The 19,337-nt window shown below is 58.9% G+C and carries 18 protein-coding genes and 1 pseudogene; 6 read left to right on the top strand and 13 right to left on the bottom strand.

The window, feature by feature from the left end:
• Together CO656_RS27180 and CO656_RS27175 are read right to left on the bottom strand one after the other, a co-directional pair.
• Window positions 1–284 (bottom strand): annotated as a pseudogene (locus CO656_RS27180) (MFS transporter); the annotation flags it as partial.
• 1,108 nt (window positions 285–1,392) lie between these two features.
• Window positions 1,393–2,502: an FAD-dependent monooxygenase gene (locus tag CO656_RS27175; RefSeq protein WP_097527869.1), complete on the bottom strand. Its 1,110-nt coding sequence runs from the start codon at window positions 2,500–2,502 to the stop codon at window positions 1,393–1,395.
• A 568-nt stretch (window positions 2,503–3,070) separates the two neighbouring features.
• Here CO656_RS27175 and CO656_RS27170 point away from each other — a divergent pair.
• A complete protein-coding gene (locus CO656_RS27170) occupies window positions 3,071–3,613 on the top strand; it encodes a hypothetical protein (RefSeq protein WP_097527868.1) in 543 nt (180 codons plus the stop codon).
• Between the two features lie 127 nt (window positions 3,614–3,740).
• Here CO656_RS27170 and CO656_RS30580 read toward each other — a convergent pair whose 3' ends face one another.
• On the bottom strand, window positions 3,741–4,004 hold the full coding sequence (locus CO656_RS30580; RefSeq protein WP_210421644.1) for a hypothetical protein: 264 nt from the start codon (window positions 4,002–4,004) through the stop codon (window positions 3,741–3,743).
• A gap of 287 nt (window positions 4,005–4,291) precedes the next feature.
• Here CO656_RS30580 and CO656_RS27160 point away from each other — a divergent pair, with 287 nt between their 5' ends.
• Window positions 4,292–4,732 (top strand): cytochrome P450, encoded by a 441-nt coding sequence (locus tag CO656_RS27160; protein WP_097527866.1) that lies wholly within the window; start codon window positions 4,292–4,294, stop codon window positions 4,730–4,732.
• Window positions 4,733–4,879: 147 nt separating this feature from the next.
• A complete protein-coding gene (locus tag CO656_RS27155; RefSeq protein WP_097527865.1) occupies window positions 4,880–5,113 on the top strand; it encodes a flavodoxin domain-containing protein in 234 nt (77 codons plus the stop codon).
• A 500-nt stretch (window positions 5,114–5,613) separates the two neighbouring features.
• On the opposite strand, the gene CO656_RS27150 is transcribed toward CO656_RS27155, so the two are convergent.
• Complete coding sequence (locus CO656_RS27150; RefSeq protein ID WP_097527864.1) at window positions 5,614–5,910, bottom strand: hypothetical protein; 297 nt, start codon at window positions 5,908–5,910, stop codon at window positions 5,614–5,616.
• An 846-nt stretch (window positions 5,911–6,756) separates the two neighbouring features.
• Here CO656_RS27150 and CO656_RS30385 point away from each other — a divergent pair.
• The 3 genes from CO656_RS30385 to CO656_RS27135 all read left to right on the top strand — a co-directional run bounded on the left by CO656_RS30385 (window position 6,757) and on the right by CO656_RS27135 (window position 9,518).
• The gene (locus CO656_RS30385; RefSeq protein WP_158254904.1) at window positions 6,757–6,942 is read left to right on the top strand and encodes a hypothetical protein; all 186 of its coding nucleotides are present in this window, start codon (window positions 6,757–6,759) and stop codon (window positions 6,940–6,942) included.
• Between the two features lie 165 nt (window positions 6,943–7,107).
• On the top strand, window positions 7,108–8,379 hold the full coding sequence (locus CO656_RS27140) for a hypothetical protein (protein WP_234819655.1): 1,272 nt from the start codon (window positions 7,108–7,110) through the stop codon (window positions 8,377–8,379).
• Window positions 8,376–9,518: a hypothetical protein gene (locus CO656_RS27135; RefSeq protein ID WP_202859967.1), complete on the top strand. Its 1,143-nt coding sequence runs from the start codon at window positions 8,376–8,378 to the stop codon at window positions 9,516–9,518. Before CO656_RS27140 ends, CO656_RS27135 begins: the two co-directional genes overlap by 4 nt.
• 651 nt (window positions 9,519–10,169) lie before the next feature.
• Here the strand turns inward: CO656_RS27135 and CO656_RS27130 are convergent.
• The 9 genes from CO656_RS27130 to CO656_RS27090 all read right to left on the bottom strand — a co-directional run bounded on the left by CO656_RS27130 (window position 10,170) and on the right by CO656_RS27090 (window position 19,337).
• The gene (locus tag CO656_RS27130; RefSeq protein WP_097527862.1) at window positions 10,170–11,414 is read right to left on the bottom strand and encodes an acetyl-CoA carboxylase biotin carboxylase subunit family protein; all 1,245 of its coding nucleotides are present in this window, start codon (window positions 11,412–11,414) and stop codon (window positions 10,170–10,172) included.
• 522 nt (window positions 11,415–11,936) lie between these two features.
• Window positions 11,937–12,740 (bottom strand): arginine deiminase family protein, encoded by an 804-nt coding sequence (locus tag CO656_RS27125; protein WP_097527861.1) that lies wholly within the window; start codon window positions 12,738–12,740, stop codon window positions 11,937–11,939.
• A 41-nt stretch (window positions 12,741–12,781) separates the two neighbouring features.
• On the bottom strand, window positions 12,782–13,744 hold the full coding sequence (locus CO656_RS27120; protein ID WP_097527860.1) for an arginine deiminase-related protein: 963 nt from the start codon (window positions 13,742–13,744) through the stop codon (window positions 12,782–12,784).
• Entirely contained in the window at window positions 13,744–14,817 is a 1,074-nt protein-coding gene (locus CO656_RS27115; RefSeq protein WP_097527859.1) for an ornithine cyclodeaminase, read from the bottom strand. Before CO656_RS27115 ends, CO656_RS27120 begins: the two co-directional genes overlap by 1 nt.
• A 71-nt stretch (window positions 14,818–14,888) precedes the next feature.
• On the bottom strand, window positions 14,889–15,941 hold the full coding sequence (locus CO656_RS27110) for a succinylglutamate desuccinylase/aspartoacylase family protein (RefSeq protein ID WP_097527858.1): 1,053 nt from the start codon (window positions 15,939–15,941) through the stop codon (window positions 14,889–14,891).
• Window positions 15,942–16,139: 198 nt separating this feature from the next.
• Window positions 16,140–16,925, bottom strand: a complete 786-nt coding sequence (locus CO656_RS27105) for an ABC transporter permease subunit (protein WP_097527857.1) — start codon at window positions 16,923–16,925, stop codon at window positions 16,140–16,142.
• Window positions 16,925–17,683 carry an ABC transporter permease subunit gene (locus CO656_RS27100; RefSeq protein ID WP_097527856.1) on the bottom strand — a complete coding sequence of 253 codons (759 nt, stop codon included), beginning with the start codon at window positions 17,681–17,683 and terminating at the stop codon, window positions 16,925–16,927. Before CO656_RS27100 ends, CO656_RS27105 begins: the two co-directional genes overlap by 1 nt.
• A 9-nt stretch (window positions 17,684–17,692) precedes the next feature.
• The gene (locus CO656_RS27095) at window positions 17,693–18,484 is read right to left on the bottom strand and encodes a transporter substrate-binding domain-containing protein (protein WP_097527855.1); all 792 of its coding nucleotides are present in this window, start codon (window positions 18,482–18,484) and stop codon (window positions 17,693–17,695) included.
• 43 nt (window positions 18,485–18,527) lie between these two features.
• The gene (locus CO656_RS27090) at window positions 18,528–19,337 is read right to left on the bottom strand and encodes an ABC transporter ATP-binding protein (protein ID WP_097527872.1); all 810 of its coding nucleotides are present in this window, start codon (window positions 19,335–19,337) and stop codon (window positions 18,528–18,530) included.

The following is a 19,337-nucleotide window of genomic DNA, read 5'->3' as shown; positions in this document are numbered from 1 at the left end:
ATCACGGCGGTCAGCGCCAGTAGCAGGATCTTGCGGTCGAGTCTGCCGACCACGGACGAGATGAAGAGGCTTGTCATCACCGCAAAGGCGCCGGATACGGATATCGCCTGACCGGCCTGGCCTTCGGTTATAGCCAGATCCGAGGCGATTGGGGTCAGCAGGCTGAGGGGCATGATTTCCGCCGCGATGAGCGCGAAAACGCAGAACGACATCGCGAATACCGCGCCCCATGCGGCGGGCCGCTCCTCGACTACGCAGCTTTGAGCAGAGAGTTGCACCAACATGGTTGTTTGCCTCGAGAATGCTCCGACGGGGCGCGTCCTGCCTCTCATTGCCGGTCTATCGGAGGGCAGAGTTTTCGTGGCGCCGTTGGGTGTTGATCCGAGAGCTGAACCCCCGACGGCGACTAGCGCTGCTAAATGGTATCTTCCTATGATCGACGTTCATGAATTGAATGTAATCGGCGCGGAGCACCGAACGCATCACAAGCGCAGCTCCGCAGGCGCCGCCGGCGAAGGCGTGTGGTGCGGGGAACGGATGCTTTGTTCGTCAATGCCTGGGCTGTTCGCGGTTCCGATCTCGCGTGACGAACAGAGCGGGGGTAAAGCACCGACCTTGTTGCAGCAGCGTTGAACGTCTCTCCCGAAGGGCCCCCGCACGCGGGTGCAGCCAAGATTCCCCCCACGATGCGGTTGCCAAACTGGCATCCGCCGAAAGACAACCGCGGCAAACGCGCCTGTCTAGCCTTCCTATGCATCTGGAACGTTCTGAATGACCCGGGCGTCTCCCGCGGCACAAAGCAAAGTCTTAGCATTTCGACATCTCCGCACGATATCTTTAGTCCGTGACGCGCCTTCCGACGCCTCATAGCAATGTGCGTGCCATCAGAAACCTTCTGACATGAGCCACTAGAACGAACCGCCTGGGTCGCATGTCCAACATTGTCCTACATCGAACAATGCCAAGCGACATTGACCTGTTGCTCTTGGGTTCCCAAAATGGACCGCCGTTCAATCGCGATGACACCGACGTCCCCGATCGGCAGGAAACGCGGATTATCCACTTCTGCGAAACGCAAGTGTCGATCGCGAGCTGCGAATATGGCTAACTTGGAGCACGAGCACCACAATCCGCCGGGCCAAATAGGTCGATGACCTCAAGCGGGGGGATCGAGCGGGCGTTTGAGCTGGATTGAAATTGATGAGGCGCACGGCAACCTGTTCGCGCGTGCTCACATCCCGTTGCCGTGGTCCAAAAGCGCTAACCCAACTTTCTCGAATTTCAATTTCACCCCTCAATCGTCAAAAGCATGCTGACGGCGATCTCGCTTCCGTGCCAAAGCGCAAGGCGTAGGGAAGGCGTCGGAGGCCAGCCAGCGGTGGCCTCCGACCGTCAAGGCAGGAGCGGGCGTGTCAGGGGCTCGTAGGTGCGCCGGTACAAGGCGTCGCCGAACAGCCGCAGGACAGCGTTCCGTATCGTACTCGAACCCGTTCTCAGCTTGTCGCGGGCACGCAACTTCTTCTGTACCCACGCGACCCGACCGATGCGCGCCTCGTGAAATTGTTGGAGGATGCCTTCCATCGGATCGTCCTTGGCGACAAGCTCTGCAAGAACGACTGCGTCCTCGATCGCCATGCCCGCGCCCTGCGCCATGCTGGGCGATGAGGCGTGCGCGGCATCGCCGATCAGGACATGCCGGTCGGCTATCCATCGTTTTGCAGGAACTTCCTGCAAAACGGCTCGATGGACTGCGGTGGCGGGATCCAGTGCGGCGACAATCGGTCCGAGCGGACCTGCGAAGCTGTTGAACAGCCGCTTCATAACGTTGACGGAGCCGTCGCCGAATTCGTTCGAGCGGCAGTCGGCGTATATGTACGTTTCCGTTTCGCTGATGGGGATGCCGAGGAGGGTGCGGCCGTTCCCGAGCATTGCCGTCCAGCCATCGATCTCTCCGTTGTTGCGGACGACCAGCCGCCAGCATGAGATGTCGATCTGGCGAGCCGCGCTCGGACCGAATACTGCGGTCCGCAGCGGCGTATTGACGCCTGCCGCGCCTACGACGAGATCGTACTCTTTTTCTTGTCCATTGGAGAAGCGAGCCGTGCTCTTGTCACCTCGCGACGCCGTCGAGACCACTTCCAGGCCATAGGTCACAGTGCCTGGCTTCAGCGAAGCATGGAGGATGTCCGTTAGAGCTTGGCGTGATAAGGCAAGACAGGGCCCACAATCCTTCCAGATGTCTGCCGTCCTCACGTCGTTCAGAACGAAGCCTGAAGGCGAGAGGATTCTCTGTCTAGCAATCGGATAGGCAACAGCCCTTACTTGTTCGAGCAGTCCCAGGTCGCCAAGCGCTCTTGCGGCGTTTCCCAGGAGAAAGATACCTGCTCCCTCGGTCGGTGGCCGTTCCCGGCGTTCGACAACCTCGCACTCGACGCCCTTCATTTTCAGTGCTCGTGCCGCAGAAAGTCCGGCTATTCCCGCCCCGGCAATCAGTACTTTCATCGATCATTCCTGTGTCAGCGACCTAAGGTCGACGTTGGATTTCAACTCGCAGGCCAGGTATGACACAGCTTCGCGTCGAGTTCACGAGCCGGCCGGCTGATGAGCGAACGGCGGGGAAAGACGAATGACCACAACGGGTTCCAAAACAACCGCTATAGCAACTCTCGAGCTGGTCAGACTTTAGCGTTAGTGGCGATTCCTGCCGATTCGCGTTGCAGACGCGGCAGCAGCGGCTCAAGAAGCATGCCGCGCCTGAGGCTCTTTCCCCTTTAGTTGTCTATCCCTGATTCAGTTGCGCGCCTGGATGCATCGGGAGTAGTTCGGCGAGGGCGTCAGAGCAGTTTCACAAAACTCTCCGTGCAATCTAGTGCGCATGGTTCTCAAGTGGGGCGTGCCCCATATGCTCTCTGCTGCACCCCGTCAATGCGATGCCAATCTATGCGGGGAAGCCTCACGGACAAACCCGGCGGATTGCCCGCCTAATTGGCGAACCCGTCGACGTGCCTGCGTGCGCCCAATCTCGTCGCCCTCTCCAGGTGAGAACCCGGCTCGCGCGGTTCCGCCGCCCATGCCTTCCGCCGTGCGGTTCCGCAGGACGCGATTCGGCGCATTCGGCCAGCTCCATCAAAAAAAGAGAGTGGTCTCGACCGTGTTGCCGGCGGTAACTTCGATGAAAATGGGGCCTGTAATTCGACTGCACGCCGCTTCAGGCGTCTGCCAAGCCATACACCTGATTCGCAAGCATGAGAGCCGTTTCGAGCCCTTCTTCATCGGCAATTTCACCCTTGTTAAGCCGTGTCTGTATCTGTCAGTAGCCGTCAGTAGCGAACTGTACCGGTCCGCAGGTCTTCAGCCGCAGCCCGCAGGACGTTTTCTCCTTGGCGAGAACGACAAGGTCCGTGGCGACATTGATCACAAGCGGCAAGAGCACAATTGGTCGACAGCGGCTCGAGATATGCGCTCTGCGCCCGCGTTTGAGCGCCCTCTAGTGTGCCCGCAACACGCGGCCGATGCAGGGCTCATGGAAGCATTGAAATCCGGAACAAGCGATTCAACACCACGGGACTTCGATAGGCATTCCCATGCTCAGGCCATGCTGGATCCTTCTTGACGAGTACGCACGAAGCGGCGATGTTCCATCCCGACGAGGAGCAGCCATGATGACTTACGAGTGGCAGGACACTCTCTTGCGCGAGGAGGACCTCGCAAGGCGCGCGGCGGTAATAGTGCCGAGGATGCTAGCGCATCCAAGGGTCACTCTCGACCAGATCTCGCGACTTCGAGGCCATATCGATGACTGCATCGACAGGCTCGGGACGTTGCTTGCCGAAATGGAGAATGCCGGAGTCGATCAGGTCTTCCTCGCGGCTGCGCACACCATTCATAATGCATGGCAGAGCCTTGCTCATAAAACCGCTGAGAGATCGCGATTGTTCGAGACCGACTTCGTCGACGTCCGTCCCACGCTGTCGGACAACAAAGATCAGGGCGTGGCCACGCATTGGTCGATCAGCTAGAGTGATCTGCTGCCAGCACGGGAACTTTGGGCTAGTGCAAGCCCTCGAGATTCAGTCTTCACTCGACGTCGGTATGGCCGGGGCGAGGACTTATGGAAGGGTGGGGTTGCTTGCATCCTTGATATGCTCCCAGCAATGCTTGACATAGCAGATTCACTTGCGCCCGTAAGCATATTGAAACTAAACAAAAACCGTTTCGAGGGGTCGAAATCTTTGCGGCTTCGAGGCCGTACTCGGCCGGTACAGCGACGAGGCCAAAAGATGGCTCATACATGGAGCCTAATGATCCGCAGTTTCTTGCCATGCGAAGCGACATAAATCAGATCCGGAATAAAATCGTCGAACAGGTGCTGATGGAGACCTTGCGGCTTTGGCCCACGGCTCCAGGTTTTGCGGTACATCCGATTGAGAATACGACCCTCGCAGGCAGATACCGGCTGACCCCGGATGACATCCTGCTCATCCTTTTGCCTGTGCTTCACCGCGATTCCAAGGTTTGGGACGAGCCTGACGTATTCAGGCCGGCACGCTTCAACTTCGATCATGCCAAAGACGTGCTTCAACACGCCTGGAAGCCCCTTGGCAACGGTCAGCGAGCCTGCCTCGGCCGAGGCTTCGCCATGCAAGAGGCGGTACTGGTCATGGCGATGATCTCCGTTTATACATCTCATTGCTCGACGATAGCTATGAGCTCGTTGTCGGCGAGACACTGACGATGAAGCCGGTTGTTCTTCGCATAAGGGCGGAACGGCGATACTGGTCGGCGAGGCGACAATCTGGATGAGATCACCTTGTTTGTCGCGCTGCAGGGGCCGCGTCGCCGCGCTCCAGCCGCCTGCAAAGAGCCAATATTGAGAAGGGTGCCTCCTTCGATCGCCTACCGAAGGCCTCTGCTCATACTCTATGGCAGCAATACAGGCATGTCAGAATCGTTCGCAAAACGGATCGGAATCGAGGCTGCGACGCGTTACGTGCCGGGCGTCGCGCCGGCGGACGACTACTCCCCCGGAGTTCCAGTTGACATCCCCTTCGTCGTTGTTTCGGCTTCCTACGAAGGGCTGCCGCCGAACAACGCCCGACGGTTCCTCTCCTGAGCTGAGAGCCTTCCGCCGGACACGCTTGCGGGACGGCCTTTTGCGGTGTTCGGGTGCGGCAACCGTCATTAGAGGCAAACTTGGCAGGCGGTTCTGAAGCGCCTCGAAGCCGCCTTTGCCAGGGCAGGGGCAGTTCCTGTCGCCAAACGTGGAGAGGCGGACGCCGGGGGCAACGTTTTGGCCAGTCTCGACGCTTGGTTCGCTGCGTTGTGGGAGGCTCTTGCGGCCACCCTTGGAGGGAAGCTCGACGGGAAATCCTGAAGGCTCGGGGGAGGGGCGTGCGGCAGACTTACGCAGGCCGCCGTCGGGCTTCACTACTCAACACAAAAAGCAGCTATTCTGGCTGCATCGGAAGGTGGGATGCCAGCTCGATCGGCGGCTACACGATTAGGAACTGGGATTTCAACGGCGATACACCATGCCGCTCGACGCTCCATCACCTTCGATCGGGGCACCGTTGAAGCCGTCCACATTCCGATTTCGCATTCAACAAAGATACTCTAGGTGAATACCGAGACAAAAACGGACAACCAGATCAAGACCACTCCCAACGCCAATGCTCGTCTGGCGGCTACAACCCTCTCCTCGCCATCGTCTGCAACGGGGGTCGTCACAATCCAGGGCACCGAGCCAAGGGCTGCAAATCCGACGAGCGCCAAAATCACAATGGCAAGATCAGCGCTCCGCCAACCGCCGGGTTCATACAGCCCCCAGTAGCCAAGGAACGCCATTCCCACTGAGAACATGGTGGCGGAGGCCGAGCAAAGTCCCGCAACAGCACCTGATGGCGCACGCATGTAGCATCCTTTCCGTGCAGTCAATCCAACGTTGATACTGCTTCGTTACGTCCGGATCGGTGCTTCCGCACACTTGATGCACGAGAGTCACGTACCCTGCGGACAAGTTCATTGATTCGGAAGCGACGTTCAACATCCTAGTAGGGCGCAAATCTTCCCGGCTGGCTAAGGATAAGGACCAGCGCCGCTGGCATGCTCAAATCGCTTGATGTTGTGGCCCATCCCTCGGTTGAAACGCAAGGCATGCTGGCCTGCAGAAGGTCAGTGCTGGCTCGGCTGTTACCGTCCTGAACCATGGCTGTAGCAGATGCCGTCATGCTTCCATGTCCTCTATTAAGATCTTCGACACCCTTCGGCTCAGCTTGTTGAAGCGAAAGCATCTCGGTGGTCCGGCGTCTCAGCGGACGCAGCCTCTTTCATGTGCCGCCAGAAGCGCGGGGCAACGCCGGTACGCGGTCTCGTGGGGACGGTGACATACGGCCAGGTGTCGCGGTACCGTCGAGCGGCAGCTTTGCGTCGAAAGAGCGCCGCCACCCCGGCGGAGCGCAGAGAAGACGGTTGCTCACGATATCGACCCTGTCGCGGGATTGCGAACCATTTCGATGACGCGCGCAGATCGGAGAAGACGCGATCTGCCCGACAATGCAAGAGGCGGCGGGCGAGCAGCTTGGTCTCGTGGGACTTCGGTGGCCGCCATTTCTAAGGGGGCTCACCGCCGGGCGCCGAAGCGCGCATCCACCATTTTGATGGGTTCCATTAGAACGATCGATTGCGCTAGTTATACGACAGCGAATATGTCTTTAGATTAGACGCCGTCGTGGGGCTGTCTCATAGGGAGTAGTAGCGATGGAAAGGCAATTCCGATGCCGCCCGGCTAGCAATAGTGTCGTCGACAGCAATGGTGACGATGTGATCATCGATCCAAGAGGCAATGACTGGATCGACGGTCGTTCAGGCAAAGACTCAATCTCGGCGGGCGACGGCAATGACCGAATGGTGATCACCTGCCGGAATTTTCGCCAATGGCTCTGACGCCGCGACGGGATTTTCTGGCGCAAGCGGGCGACATTCGTCTACCACGGCTAGAAGACCCAAAACGGCGAATCTGGCTTGTGTCACCCCGGAAATGCAGGCCGTTACCGTGAACCTCTTTAAATAATTCAACTTCTAGATTAGGAATGTTGCAGGAATCGCGACATGGGAAGAGGTATCGTTTTGGATAAGCAAACAACCGGCGCATGGGTCGTACACCATGGGCGCAAGATTGCTGCCGACCTTCGTGGCGCTGCAGAGTTCAGTGCAATCGACCTGGCTGCGAAAGCTGCCAGCCTGTTGGCCAGACTCGGAGAAAGCGATCAAAGTACCCTGTCTGCCCAACAGGTGACAGCAGCAGCCAAGATCGGCAATCTCAATCCAAAAACGGAGCTAGGGGCCTGCCTTGATCATCTCCAGAAGCGCAAGCTTATCGATCGCGCCTCGAATGGAGGGGTATCTGTTCTGGGCGTCAATGGCGCATCCGCATTGATGCACGCCGCTGACCTCTTTGACGACAACGATCCACAGGCAACGGAACGGGCTGCCATCAGTCTTGCGGAACTCTCGTCGCAGGCCCCGGTGTCTGCGGCCGGAGCGATTGAGCTGATAAGTGACACGCACAAGATGACCAAAGCCGACTCTGCCGATTTCGTTCAACAGGCGTCACAGATAGGATTCGTTGATGTTGAAGGGGAGGGCGCTGACCGTCTGCTTTTCAATGGCAACCTCTTCCGGCGCGACACGGCGAAAAAGGTGATGAAGGTTCTCGGTTCCTTGAGTTCGGCGGAGCAAGCCAAACTCAACGAGTTCGATGCAAAGCTTCAGGCGACTGGCGCGATTGTTGCTTCCGAGGCAGGTTTGTTGCTGGGCGAGGCCTTGTTCTCCAAAGTGAGGGCCGCTGCGCTCTATGACATGAACATCGTGTCCAACGAAGCTGGGGATCACGTCTTCATCACATCTCCGGGTGCGTTCCACAAGTTCAGCAACCCGCTGACCGAGGACGCTTTCGATCACGCCAAGGCTCTTGTTGCTGCTCTCAGTTACGGTATGTCACAGAGCTCAGCAACGCGTGGCAGGATCTGGGGGATCGATTTGCTGTTAGGAAAGCTCATCCGAGGCGGGACGGTCGGGCCGGCTCCAGCGATCGGAAACGACTACCGCGCCCTCGAACTGGAACGAGTGGTTAAAACTGAGCGGGCGGGCAACGGCTTCACCATGAGGCTTCTGAAGCGCGAAGTGGGCGTGATCGCGCTCGAGGTATTAAAGGGGCGTAATGCGGCAGCTTCTGCCCTCGAAACGCTGCCGAGCGCCGGGATGCGCAGCTATACACCGCCGGAGGTCGCGCGTGTCGGATTGCGCAAGAATCAATCCAGTGCAAGTAAGGCTCAAACACGCTCGCTTTTGAGCGCGGTTCGCGGCGGGGGTGGCCTATGAGCGGAGGAAAAAAGACCGGGAAAAAGGGTTTTGAGACCGAGGAGATTGTTCGGTCGTATTTTCTGGGCGCGGGTTTCTTTGTTGTGCGCGGAGTGAAGCTGCGTAATAGCGGTGATGATCTTACGGACATCGATCTTTGGCTCTACGAGCGGTCTGCGACCTTGGCGCGACGCCGTATCATTATCGATATTAAGGATAACGCGCAACCGAGAGCGGCTGAACGGCTGTTTTTCGTGAAAGGGCTCGCCGAAATCATTAAGGTGGAAGCCACCGGAGTAGCAACAAGCGATACTCGGCCCGCGTTACGGGAACTTGCGCGCAAGCACAACGTCCTTTGGATTGACAATGGAGATCTCCAGCGCCTGAAATCAAGCCAGAAGCTAGCGGCGTCAACGCGCATAACCGACGAGATGCTAGAGCGGCTCATATTCCAGGTCGACAACTCACGCGCATCGCGAAATTTGCGAGACGTATTCGTATCGGTGAAGTCGTCCGTCGCTGACCGGTTCGGCCCTTCTTGTGCCAACACTGCGACAGACGGCGCCCAACTCTTCGCAAAGCTCGCTACAGAAGCCCATCCGGGTTCAACGGCTGCCCAGGTGCTCACTCGCATGGTCTACTTTAGCGCAGCGATCGCAGCAGCTGCATTGGATTTTGCCTCCGGTGAGACTGCGCTCCGGCCTACCCTCGAGCGGCAGACGAGCCTTGCCAACGCCATCCGGTTTGGAGAGGACATAAAAGGCACCGAGGACAAGTTACGGTGGGCACAAGCTGCCATTCGGGACTTTGCGCCGAACGGATCAGGGATCGCAGACGTCGTTCGTGACCGTTTCCATCTGGCCTTGCAGTCTATTCCGGCCGAGAGCCTGGCGGAGATCGTAGTTAAAATGGCGAACTCGGATCGCTTGTTCCGTGCCGCGCGTGACCTGGAACAGGCAGCATATTCAATCCTTTTGCCGCCCTTCGATGACCTGTCAGTTGATGCGCGAGCGTTTCTGGGAGCTCTTCTAGATTTCACTGCCGTCGACCGGATTGTGTTCGCCAGATGCTGGAGTTCTGGTCACCGCACCGCCGCAGGACAAATCTCCGCAGTGAAGGGGGAAGGAAGTGACACCGATGGCGATGGGAAGCTCATCTAGTCAATGATTATGGTTTCCCCTGTTCTCTGCGCCTTACGTACGAGGGTTCGAGTCACGCAAAATGAAGGTTCTTGCCCCTAACCTTTAAGCTGTGCCATTTCAGTTCTTTAAGTTTCGAAGCGACTCGAGAAACGGGCTCATCCGATCGAATCCGTTCCAGACCGCGCACACAGAAGTAGCGTTACGGAACTGTCCCGCGTCCCCGGTCAAAATTTACGCCGTAGTTCGGCTACGACGGTGGCGTGTAGGGGCACATCCCTGGATTTGCGGGAACTTGGTGTTCCGAAAGAATGCTCCGTCCAGATCCACATCGCTGCAGCGCAGGTGGAGCGCTTCTGATCGGCGCAGACTCGTAGCGGCGATCAGCCCGAAGATCGTCCCGTAGGATGCCGGCCGTAATCCGCCTTCGGGCGCGAGGTGCGAGCGGCGGCCACAAGGTCGCAGATCTCTTGCTCTGAATAGATGTGGGGTGCGAGGCGGCGGTGTGAACGACCAAAGGTCGCGGTTCTCGGGAACTCGGTGTCGGGATCGAGCCCGGCCAGATACCTCGCGAACGGGCGAAGGACCTCGAGGCGCCGGGCCCCCATGAGAAGGGACTGGACCGTTTGGCCCGTCCTCGCACCGCGCTAGTGTGGCGATGCAAATAGTCCCCTACTGATCCTGTTCGCCAGATGTCGGAAATGGCGTGATCGACCAAGCGATGAAGTCGACGGCACGCTGAAGTATCGCCTCGGTCTGCACAAGGCTGGGTGACACCGCGACGACCTCTCCCAAAGAGTCTCGATTATCGCCTTTCCTGACGATCGGTGTCTTAGGTTCAACATACAACTTGACCTCGGCGACACCTGATACGGCAGCCGCTTGCCTGTCGCCCTCGATCCAATCGAGGGTGCCATCGCGATCAGGAAGAAGGAACCGCGCGGCCGCAGTGTGCGAATGGCTTCTGCGCAAATCGCATTTGTCACCGATGACAAGCTTGATGTGCTCGGTGATGAGATCGACACCGTAAGCCAGGTGAACCAGTTGAGGACAGGTCCCACCGGCAAGACGCGGATTAACTTCAATGACGATTGGGCCACGTTTCGTCCACCGGAATTCTATGCACGCTGGCCCCCAGCCAAGGCCGAGAGCTCCCAAGCAAGTCAGCGAGACATCGGCAATACGCTTATGCTCATCATCAGTCAGCGGGGCCGGAAAGGTGAATTCACGAAAGGCGAAATGCGGTCCAGGGCCTGAGTCACCAGCTTCAATCCCAATGACCTCATTCCCCATTATGTGAGCGGCATACTCGGGGCCTTGTGCGAATTCTTCGACCAGGATTCTCGGCGAAGACCGCCATATGTGCTTCCCGCCCAACAGATAGGTTGTATGCTCGGCTACCTCGGCGATACTGCGGCACAATCGAACACCGATGCTGCGGATGCCTAGGGCTGGCTTAAGAACCACCGGCAGGCCGACTTCCGTCGCACAGCTTTCTACCTCCATTTCATTCGTTGCCAAGCGATAAGAAGGTATGGGAACGCCGGCGTCCGCCAGGAGCTGACGTTGAGTGAATTTGTCGCAGCATCGTTCAATTGATGTGGGGTTCGGTCCCGATAGACCGAAATGCTGGCAGAGCTTTCCGACTGTAGCAGAGACCGACTCGTCGACCCCCGAAAAGCCAGTAATGCCGACAATGTCATAGGTCGGGCGTAGCCGGCAACATGCGTGGATCAGCGCATCGAGATTGTCCGTATCGACACAGATTGCCTCAATCCCTTCCGCTGCAAGATAGTCGTAGCAAGTTGGATCGGCCGACAGGGTAATTGGATGGAGACCAAGACGCCGGGCCGCTTGGACGTATAGCAGACCACTACGCCTATGGCCTTCAACCATGATGAGCGCTCTTCTCGTCATTGGCGTTGACCTCCGTTGCGGGCTGTGCGGTCCAAGGCGTAAAATCGGCATCAGCTTTTCATCCGCGCCGGACCTCAGACCCTCGTGATGAACGTACCATTTCCAGCGATGTGCGGTTGTAAAGATTCTTTGAGTTTTATTTGAAGGATCTGTTGCGGGGTTGATCAAGTCGCGTGCGTCAAGTCCGACAATGAGATCATGCCGAAAGCGAGGTGTCGCGAAGAATAAATCGCGAATCAAGAATTGGGCCGCACTTCGCAACTGCTGCTCCACTTTTCGGCAGCCGCATTCGGACGGCGATATGGATTGCGTGGCGCATGTTTCGTACCGACCGCGGAACCACTTGCTGGGAGGAGGACTTGAACCGATCGAGGGAACTGGCGCTGCCGAGACTGTCATCTTTAGTGAGCAGCACAATCAGTGATTGCAGTCTGCCATCGCGCATGGACGAACTGCGGCTTTTCCTCGCTACATAAGCAGGGGAGGAGCGCAGCCTACTTGGCCGGAGGTCATCCCGGATAATTATTTGCCATCCCCATACCACCGCAGTGACATGCATGAGAGCCCCGCGTCGATCTTCTCGATTTCGGCCGTCTTCAGCGGCACGACCTTGTAGCCTTCTGTGTCAAGCATCTCGAGAGTGCGCACGTAATAGGCACTAGCGAATACGACATCGTTGACGCGGAGCACATTCGCCGCCGGCTCTTCGCCTTCCGGCACGACGATCTTACGCAATCCCTCGAACACTGCCGCGTCGGCAAGTGCCGCCGTCGCGATCACCGTCTCATTGTCGAGCAGCGAGGACGCCGTCTTGAAATGCAGTACCCCTTTCGGCGTTTCGGCGATCTCGGCCTTTCCGCCGAGTTTGTCGATACAGGAAATCAGCGCCTCGGCACCAGCCTTGTCGGTGCGGTCGGAGAGGCCGATCAGCAATCCCTTCGGGGTGAACATAATGTCACCGCCATCCGCCTGGCCGGGAAAAGCAAGTTCAAGCACGGTTTCGAACATCTCGCGCAGGACCGGCGCAAGTTCGGCAGTTTCCTTGACGCGGCTTGGGGTGCCCGGCCGGAGCAGGATGGCGCCGTTGGTGAACACAAGCGCCGGGTCCTCGACGAAAATGGAGTCCGGGAACCCCTCAAGCGGCGGAAGCACGGTAACCTCGACACCGGCATTGCGCAGCGCCGCAATATAGGCGTCGTGCTCGGCCTTCACGCCGTCGTAAGTCGGGCCGCCGCGATCGTCGGCGCGTAGACCATTGACGACTGAGGTGGAAGGCTCACGGACGATTGCAGAGTTGAACTCATAGACTGATCTGGTCTGCGACATTGTTGGCTGTCCCATAGTTGCAATGTTTGACTGCGCCGCGCTCATTCGGCCGCGAATCGGAGATGTTCGGTCTGCGGAGTGCGCCGCGACAGGTGAATGCCCGCGAGCATGCAGCGCACCGAGCCGCCAGCGAGCTCGATCGTCGAAACGTCGAATGGCAGCAGCTTTGCGGAGCGCTCAATCACCGCGATCTGCTCACGATCCAGGGCCGCGTGGGCACGCGCCGAAAGCGCAAGGACGCGACCTTCGCTCCCCTCCAGCTCGATGGCATTGCCGGCGAAGTTCTCGATCTGGTCGATTGAAAGCTCGAGGACCTCGCGGCCGGTTTCCTTGAGCCGCGCAACGACCTCCTGCTGGCGTCGAAGATCGGGGATCATTTGCGTCCCGAGCAGCGCGAAGTCGGTTCCGATGCACATCAGCACATTGGTGTGATAAACAGGCTTGCCGCTGCGATCGACTGCATCGAAGACCATCGGCTCGAAGTTGAAGTGGGTGCAGAACCGTTCGAGGGCCACCTCGTTGGTGCGGTTGGAGCGCACCGCATAGGCAACCCGGCCGATGTGATCGAGGACCATGGCGCCGGTGCCCTCGAGAAAGACATGGTCTCTCTCAAGGCCCGAGTAGTCGATGACGTCCTGGACCCGGTACTCAGCCTTCAGCATCTCGATCACGTCACCGCGACGCTCCCTTTGCCGGTTGGGCGAGTACATCGGATAGATCGCAACGTGGCCGCCCGAGTGTGTCGAGAACCAGTTGTTGGGGAAGACGGAGTCGGGCGTTGTCACCGTCCTGTCCTCGAAGACATGCACGGTGACACCGGCCTCTCCGAGGCCTTCCGCCATGCGCGTCACCTCGTCGAATGCCGCGCTGGCGATAGCCGCGGCGGCACGCTTCTTGTCATTGGACTGAAACGCGTTGTCGGCCGCGGTCATCGGGTTCGGCGTGAAATGATGCGGCCGGATCATCACGACGCCCTTGGGCGCCTGTACGGACTGTTTGTTCATCAGAGCGCTCCGATCTTCTGAGGTACGGGAGCCGCTTTTGCAGCGCGCAGGATCATGCCGAAAAGGTCGCGCGGTTCGTCGGGATCGGCGAGCAGATCGAGTTCCTCATACAGTCCGGTCTCCTTGAGTCGATCGCGAACATAGCGCAGTGCGGAGAAATCCTCGATGGCAAAGCCGACGGAGTCGAACAGGGTGATCTGACGCTCGTCGGAGCGGCCGGGTACGTTTCCAGCGATCACCTGCCAGAGTTCGATAACCGGGTGGTCCGGATCGAGCTGCTGGATCTCGCCTTCGATGCGCGTCTGCGGTGGGTATTCGACGAAGATGTCGGAGCGCAGCAGGATGTCGCCGTGAAGCTCGGTCTTGCCGGGGCAATCGCCGCCGACGGCGTTGATGTGAATGCCGGGGCCGACCATGTTATCAGTCAGGATCGTCGCATTCTGCTTGTCAGCGGTGACGGTGGTGACGATCTCGGCCCCTTCGACCGCTTCCTGCGAGGAGGAGCAGGCCACGATCTCGAAGCCCATGCCGGCCAGGTTCTTCTGGCAGCGGGCCGTGGCGGATGGATCGATGTCGTAGAGACGGAGCTTGTCGACGCCGAGGATCGCCTTGAAGGCGATCGCCTGGAACTCCGATTGCGCCCCATTGCCGATCATCGCCATGGTCCGCGCGCCCTTCGGCGCCAGGTATTTCGCGGCGACGGCCGACATCGCGGCAGTCCTGAGTGCTGTGAGGATGGTCATCTCGGTCAGCAGCATCGGATAACCGTTGCCGACATCGGCGAGCACCCCGAAAGCCGTCACCGTCTGCCGTCCGGAGCGCGTGTTCTTCGGATGACCGTTGACGTATTTGAAGCCGTAGGTCTCGCCGTCGCTGGTCGGCATCAACTCAATGACGCCTTCGGCGCTGTGGGAGGCGACACGCGGCGTCTTGTCGAAGCACTCCCAGCGCCGGAAGTCCTCTTCGATATAGGCGACAAGCTCAATGAGGAAACGCTCGACGCCCGTCGCCAACACCAGCTTCATCATATGATCGACGCTGACGAACGGGACGACATTCAGTTTTTCTTGCATGGCTTTAGTAGCTCCTTGCGGGGCGGTCGCGGTTTAAACCGGGAAACCAGTCGTGTGCATGCGAATGTTTTTCACTCCTCGACCACCACCTCGGTAGCGCTGCGCTTGTCCCCGATGATCTTCATCAGATCGCTGCCCCTGCGGGCGAATCGATGCATGTGCCTCGTGAGAACGTAGCCGCTCTGCGGTGCAGGGATGGCAGTCTCACCCTCCAGCTCGCCCGGAGAATGGACGATTGTTGCGAGCAGGTGCCCTTTCTCGACGCGATCGCCTGGATCGACATGGTAGAGGACGGCTCCGGAGCACGGAGCGCGCATCATTTCTAAGTTTTCGAGAGGTGCCGCGATGCCCGCATAGGGTTCTTTGGGTCCGATTGCTTCATCGGACACCACGCCACGCCAGACCAAAAGTCGGTAAAGGCCTTCGGCGTCAGATTCAGCAAGGCGAGGGTCGACATCACGCATGCCGCGGAACTCCACGGTGGCAACGACGCGCCGGTCGATCCTGGCCACCTCGGGCGAGGCCTTCAGATACGGGTGTATCGCGGCCACCTCGAATTCGCCGTCGCCCAGGTCGGACGCGAACAAAACCGCTTCCAGGCGCAAGGCCGATGCGCAATCTGCTATTGCGGGCCAAAGCATGGATGGAGCGTAGAGATAGGGGACGCCCTCATAAGCACAATGAAGGTCCAGCACGATGTCGTGCCCCATCGACAGCTGCAATAATCGTGCCTTGAGGTTCTGGTCAGCCGTAGCGACCTCTGCGTCTCTACGAAGAGACGAGGCATCCGGCTGGTCCAGCAGCGGAAAACCGCGATTGAAATTTCTGCGGGTGTCAAAATGAAAGCGGCCATGCAATTCGCCGAAAAGCATTTGCGTGCTGCCGATGGGATTGGCCGACGGGACGATTGTCATGGAGCCGCGGATGCGGCCCTCCACCTCAGCTTTGCGCAGCCGCTTCATAAGGGCATGGATGGCGACGGTTCCTGGCAGTTCGCACGAGTGGAGCGCAGCCTGAAGATAAGCCGTCGGCGCATCGGGCGATGAGCCTTCGATGCGGTAGACGGGAAATTCGTAGGTGACCCCTTCGGTGTCGCCCGCAATACGTTCGATCGATTTCTTCATTAGTTGTTCTCCCTAGTAATGGTTGGAAATTCCCGTGAGCTCGCAACGCACTCTCTCCGCAACGCACCGGCGACCGGCGGCCGCCCGCACATCTGGGAACTTCGGTCTGAAAAATGCCCGCCGCACACCGGCGGAGTTTCCTGCGAGCAACCAACGGCGCAGGATGCACAGTGAAACAACGAACGCATCGCTTGCTGTTCACGCGAGCCGGGCAGGAATGCGCCTTTCCAAGCGACTGAACAGGAACGCTATGATCCCGGCCATGGCCATATAGGCGAGTGCCAACAGCAGCAGCGGTTCGTAGGTCAGGTACGTGTCCTGTCGCACCTGGCTGGAGACGGCGTAGATATCGATCACCGTCACGGTCGCGACGAGCGGCGTGCTCTTGAGCAGCAGCACGGCTTCCCCACCAAGCGTCGGCAGCACCCGCCGTACTGCGAGTGGCAACCAGATGCGGCGCAGGATGGTCAAGCGCGGCATTCCAAAGGCGCGGGCGGCCTCGAGTTGACCGCGATCAACGCCGCGAAAGGCTCCCCGCATCACCTCGCCTCCATAGCCTGCGGCGCTGAGCGTCAGCGATAGCAGTGCATAGGGCCAGGCCTCGCGAAGGTAGGGCCAGAGAGCGGAGCTCCGCAGCCATGGGTAAGTCGGGAAGAGAGAACCGAGGCCGTAGTACAACATCCAGAGCTGCAGGAGGAGTGGCGTTCCTCGGATGACCGAGCAGAATCCCTTGGCCGGAGTTGCCAGATACCAGGGACCAGCGGCCTGGGCGAGACCCAACCAAAGCGCGAGGAACAAGCCAAGCAGCCACGACACGCCGAGAATCCAAAGCGTATTCCTCAGACCCTGAACGAGCAGGCCGTTGTTCCAGTAAGTTGAGAGCCAGTCCCAACGCATTGAGAGGCCGCACCAGATGACCAGGGCAATCCCGATGGCAAACATGATCAGGCGGTGCGGCCGAAACATTTGACGGACGACACTCATCACAATGTACCTCCGCTGGTAACGGGCGGCTGACCCTTGCGAGCCCAGCGTTCGATCCACCCGAAGACACGGCCTGAGGCAAAGGAGACGATCAGATAGAGGATGCCGGCAGCGACATAGAACAGGAAATAGGATTTCGTGGATCCGGCTGCCTGTTTGGTCATCAGTGTCAGTTCGCTGAAGCCGATGACCGCCAGCAACGCCGTATCCTTGGTCGCGGCTAGCCACAGATTGGACAGGCCGGGTATCGCATTGCCTAGCATCAACGGTAAGGTGATACGCAGAGCCATCTTCAGCGGCGTCATGCCGTAGGCCCGCGCAGCCTCGATCTGTCCCACCGGCACGGCAAGAATGGCGCCACGCAGCACCTCGGTCATGTAGGCACCGAGCACCACGCCAAGGACCACGATGCCCACCGGCATCTGCGGCAGCGTGACACGGCTGAAGCCAAACTGCACCAGTAACCCGTTCAAGGCCGCGGGTCCGGCGTAATAGAGGATCAGGATAAGGACAAGCTCTGGGACCGCACGCACAATGGTGGTGTAGAGTCCGAGGATGTCTCGAATGACCTCATTGCCATAAAGCTTGCCATAGGCGCCAAAGACACCAATGAGCAAACCCACGACATAGGCACCCGCCGCTATCTCCAACGAGCGCAATAGACCAATCAAGAGGCTCCCCCCCCAACCGGGAGGGGACAACGCAAACATCCCGAGCGGTTCGCCAGGTTCAAAAACCTGACCGAAAATCTCCAGCATGAGGCGCCCTTAGTTTCCGTAGATGTCGAAATCGAAGTATTTCTTGGTGATCTTATCGTATGTGCCGGTGGCGCGGACGTTGGCGATCCCCTTGTTGAATTTTTCTTTCAACTCGCTGTCGCCTTTGCGCAGTCCGACGGAGGAGCCGTATCCGAAAATTTCGGGATCGATCTTGACCTGATCCTTAACCTCGCAGCATGCCCCGTTCGATGATTTGAGGAAAGCGCCCGAGACGATTTGACCGTCGATCGTCGCATCGATGCGACCGGCGACCAGATCCTGATAGACCTCATCCTGGGTTTGATAGGTCTTTACAGTCGACTTCGGGAAATACTTCTCGACGTAGCGCTGGTAATTGGTCGCGGTCTGCACCCCGAGAATCTTATCCGCCAGGCTATCGGCCGTTGCCTTCAGATCAGTACCCTTGGGCCCGATGATGACAACCGGTCCAAAATAATACTTGTCGGAGAAATCGATTGTCTTCGCACGCTCCTTCGTGTGGCTCATCGAAGACATGATGGCGTCGATCTGTCCGGACGTCAGTGCCGGAATAAGGCCATCCCAGGCGACCGGCACAATCTGGCAATCCAGCTTCTGATCCGCGCAGATCGCATTCATGAAGTCGATCTCCCAGCCCGACCAGTTGCCCGAGGCGTCGGGGGTGCTGAACGGCGGATAGGGCTCCGCGGCAACGCCGATTTTGACGGTTTCAGCGTTCACAGCGCCAGCCAGGGCGAGCGATGCAATGACGGTCGAGACGACGATCGCCACGATGCGGGCTGTTTTAAGAACTGTTTTCATTGGTGTTCCCCTTTTGGTTTGCGTTACAGTTGATTTCCGACCGCTAGCCCACATTGCTGATGAACTGTTTGAGCCGCTCCGATTTTGGAGAGCCGAAGAGCGCGTCCGGTGGCCCTTCTTCCTCGACCTGCCCGCCGTGGAGAAAGATCACGTGCGTTGCCACTTCGCGGGCAAACTTCATTTCATGCGTGACCAGCACCATCGTGCGTCCCTCGCGCGCGAGATCTCTGATGACCGTCAGCACCTCGCCGACAAGTTCGGGATCAAGCGCGGAGGTGGGTTCGTCAAACAGCATCACGCGGGGCTGAACCGCCAGAGCGCGGGCGATGGCGCCGCGTTGCTGCTGCCCCCCGGAGAGAAACGCCGGGTAACAATCCTTCTTTTCCAGAAGGCCAACGCGCGAAAGCAGGCTCTCGGCATTGGCGACCGCTTCATCTCGTCGAACCCCCAGCACATGGATCGGCACTTCGATGACGTTTTCTAGCAAGGTCATGTGACTCCAGAGATTGAAGCTCTGGAAAACCATCCCAAGCCTGGAGCGGATGCGTTCGATCTGCCGGCGGTCGGCCGGAACGCTTCCGCCGTGGCCGTCCGGCTTGAGGCGGATTTCCTCGCCGTTGACCCGAATGATTCCGCTGGTCGGGTTCTCCAGGCAGTTGATACAGCGAAGCATCGTCGATTTACCCGAGCCGCTACCGCCAATCACGGCGACCACATCGCCGTCGCGCGCCGAGAGCGACACGCCTCTCAAGACCTCTAGCGCTCCAAACTTCTTATGCAGGTTCTCGATATGCAGGGCTTCAGCAGCGCCATCCGCCACCGTGTGTCTGATGCTGTGCAATGCCGGATTCAT

It is taken from the genome of Sinorhizobium sp. FG01, assembly GCF_002531875.1.
Taxonomy (GTDB): Bacteria; Pseudomonadota; Alphaproteobacteria; order Rhizobiales; family Rhizobiaceae; genus Sinorhizobium; species Sinorhizobium fredii_C.
Note: the sequence above shows the minus strand (reverse complement) of the source record. Positions and strands in the feature narration are given on the sequence as shown.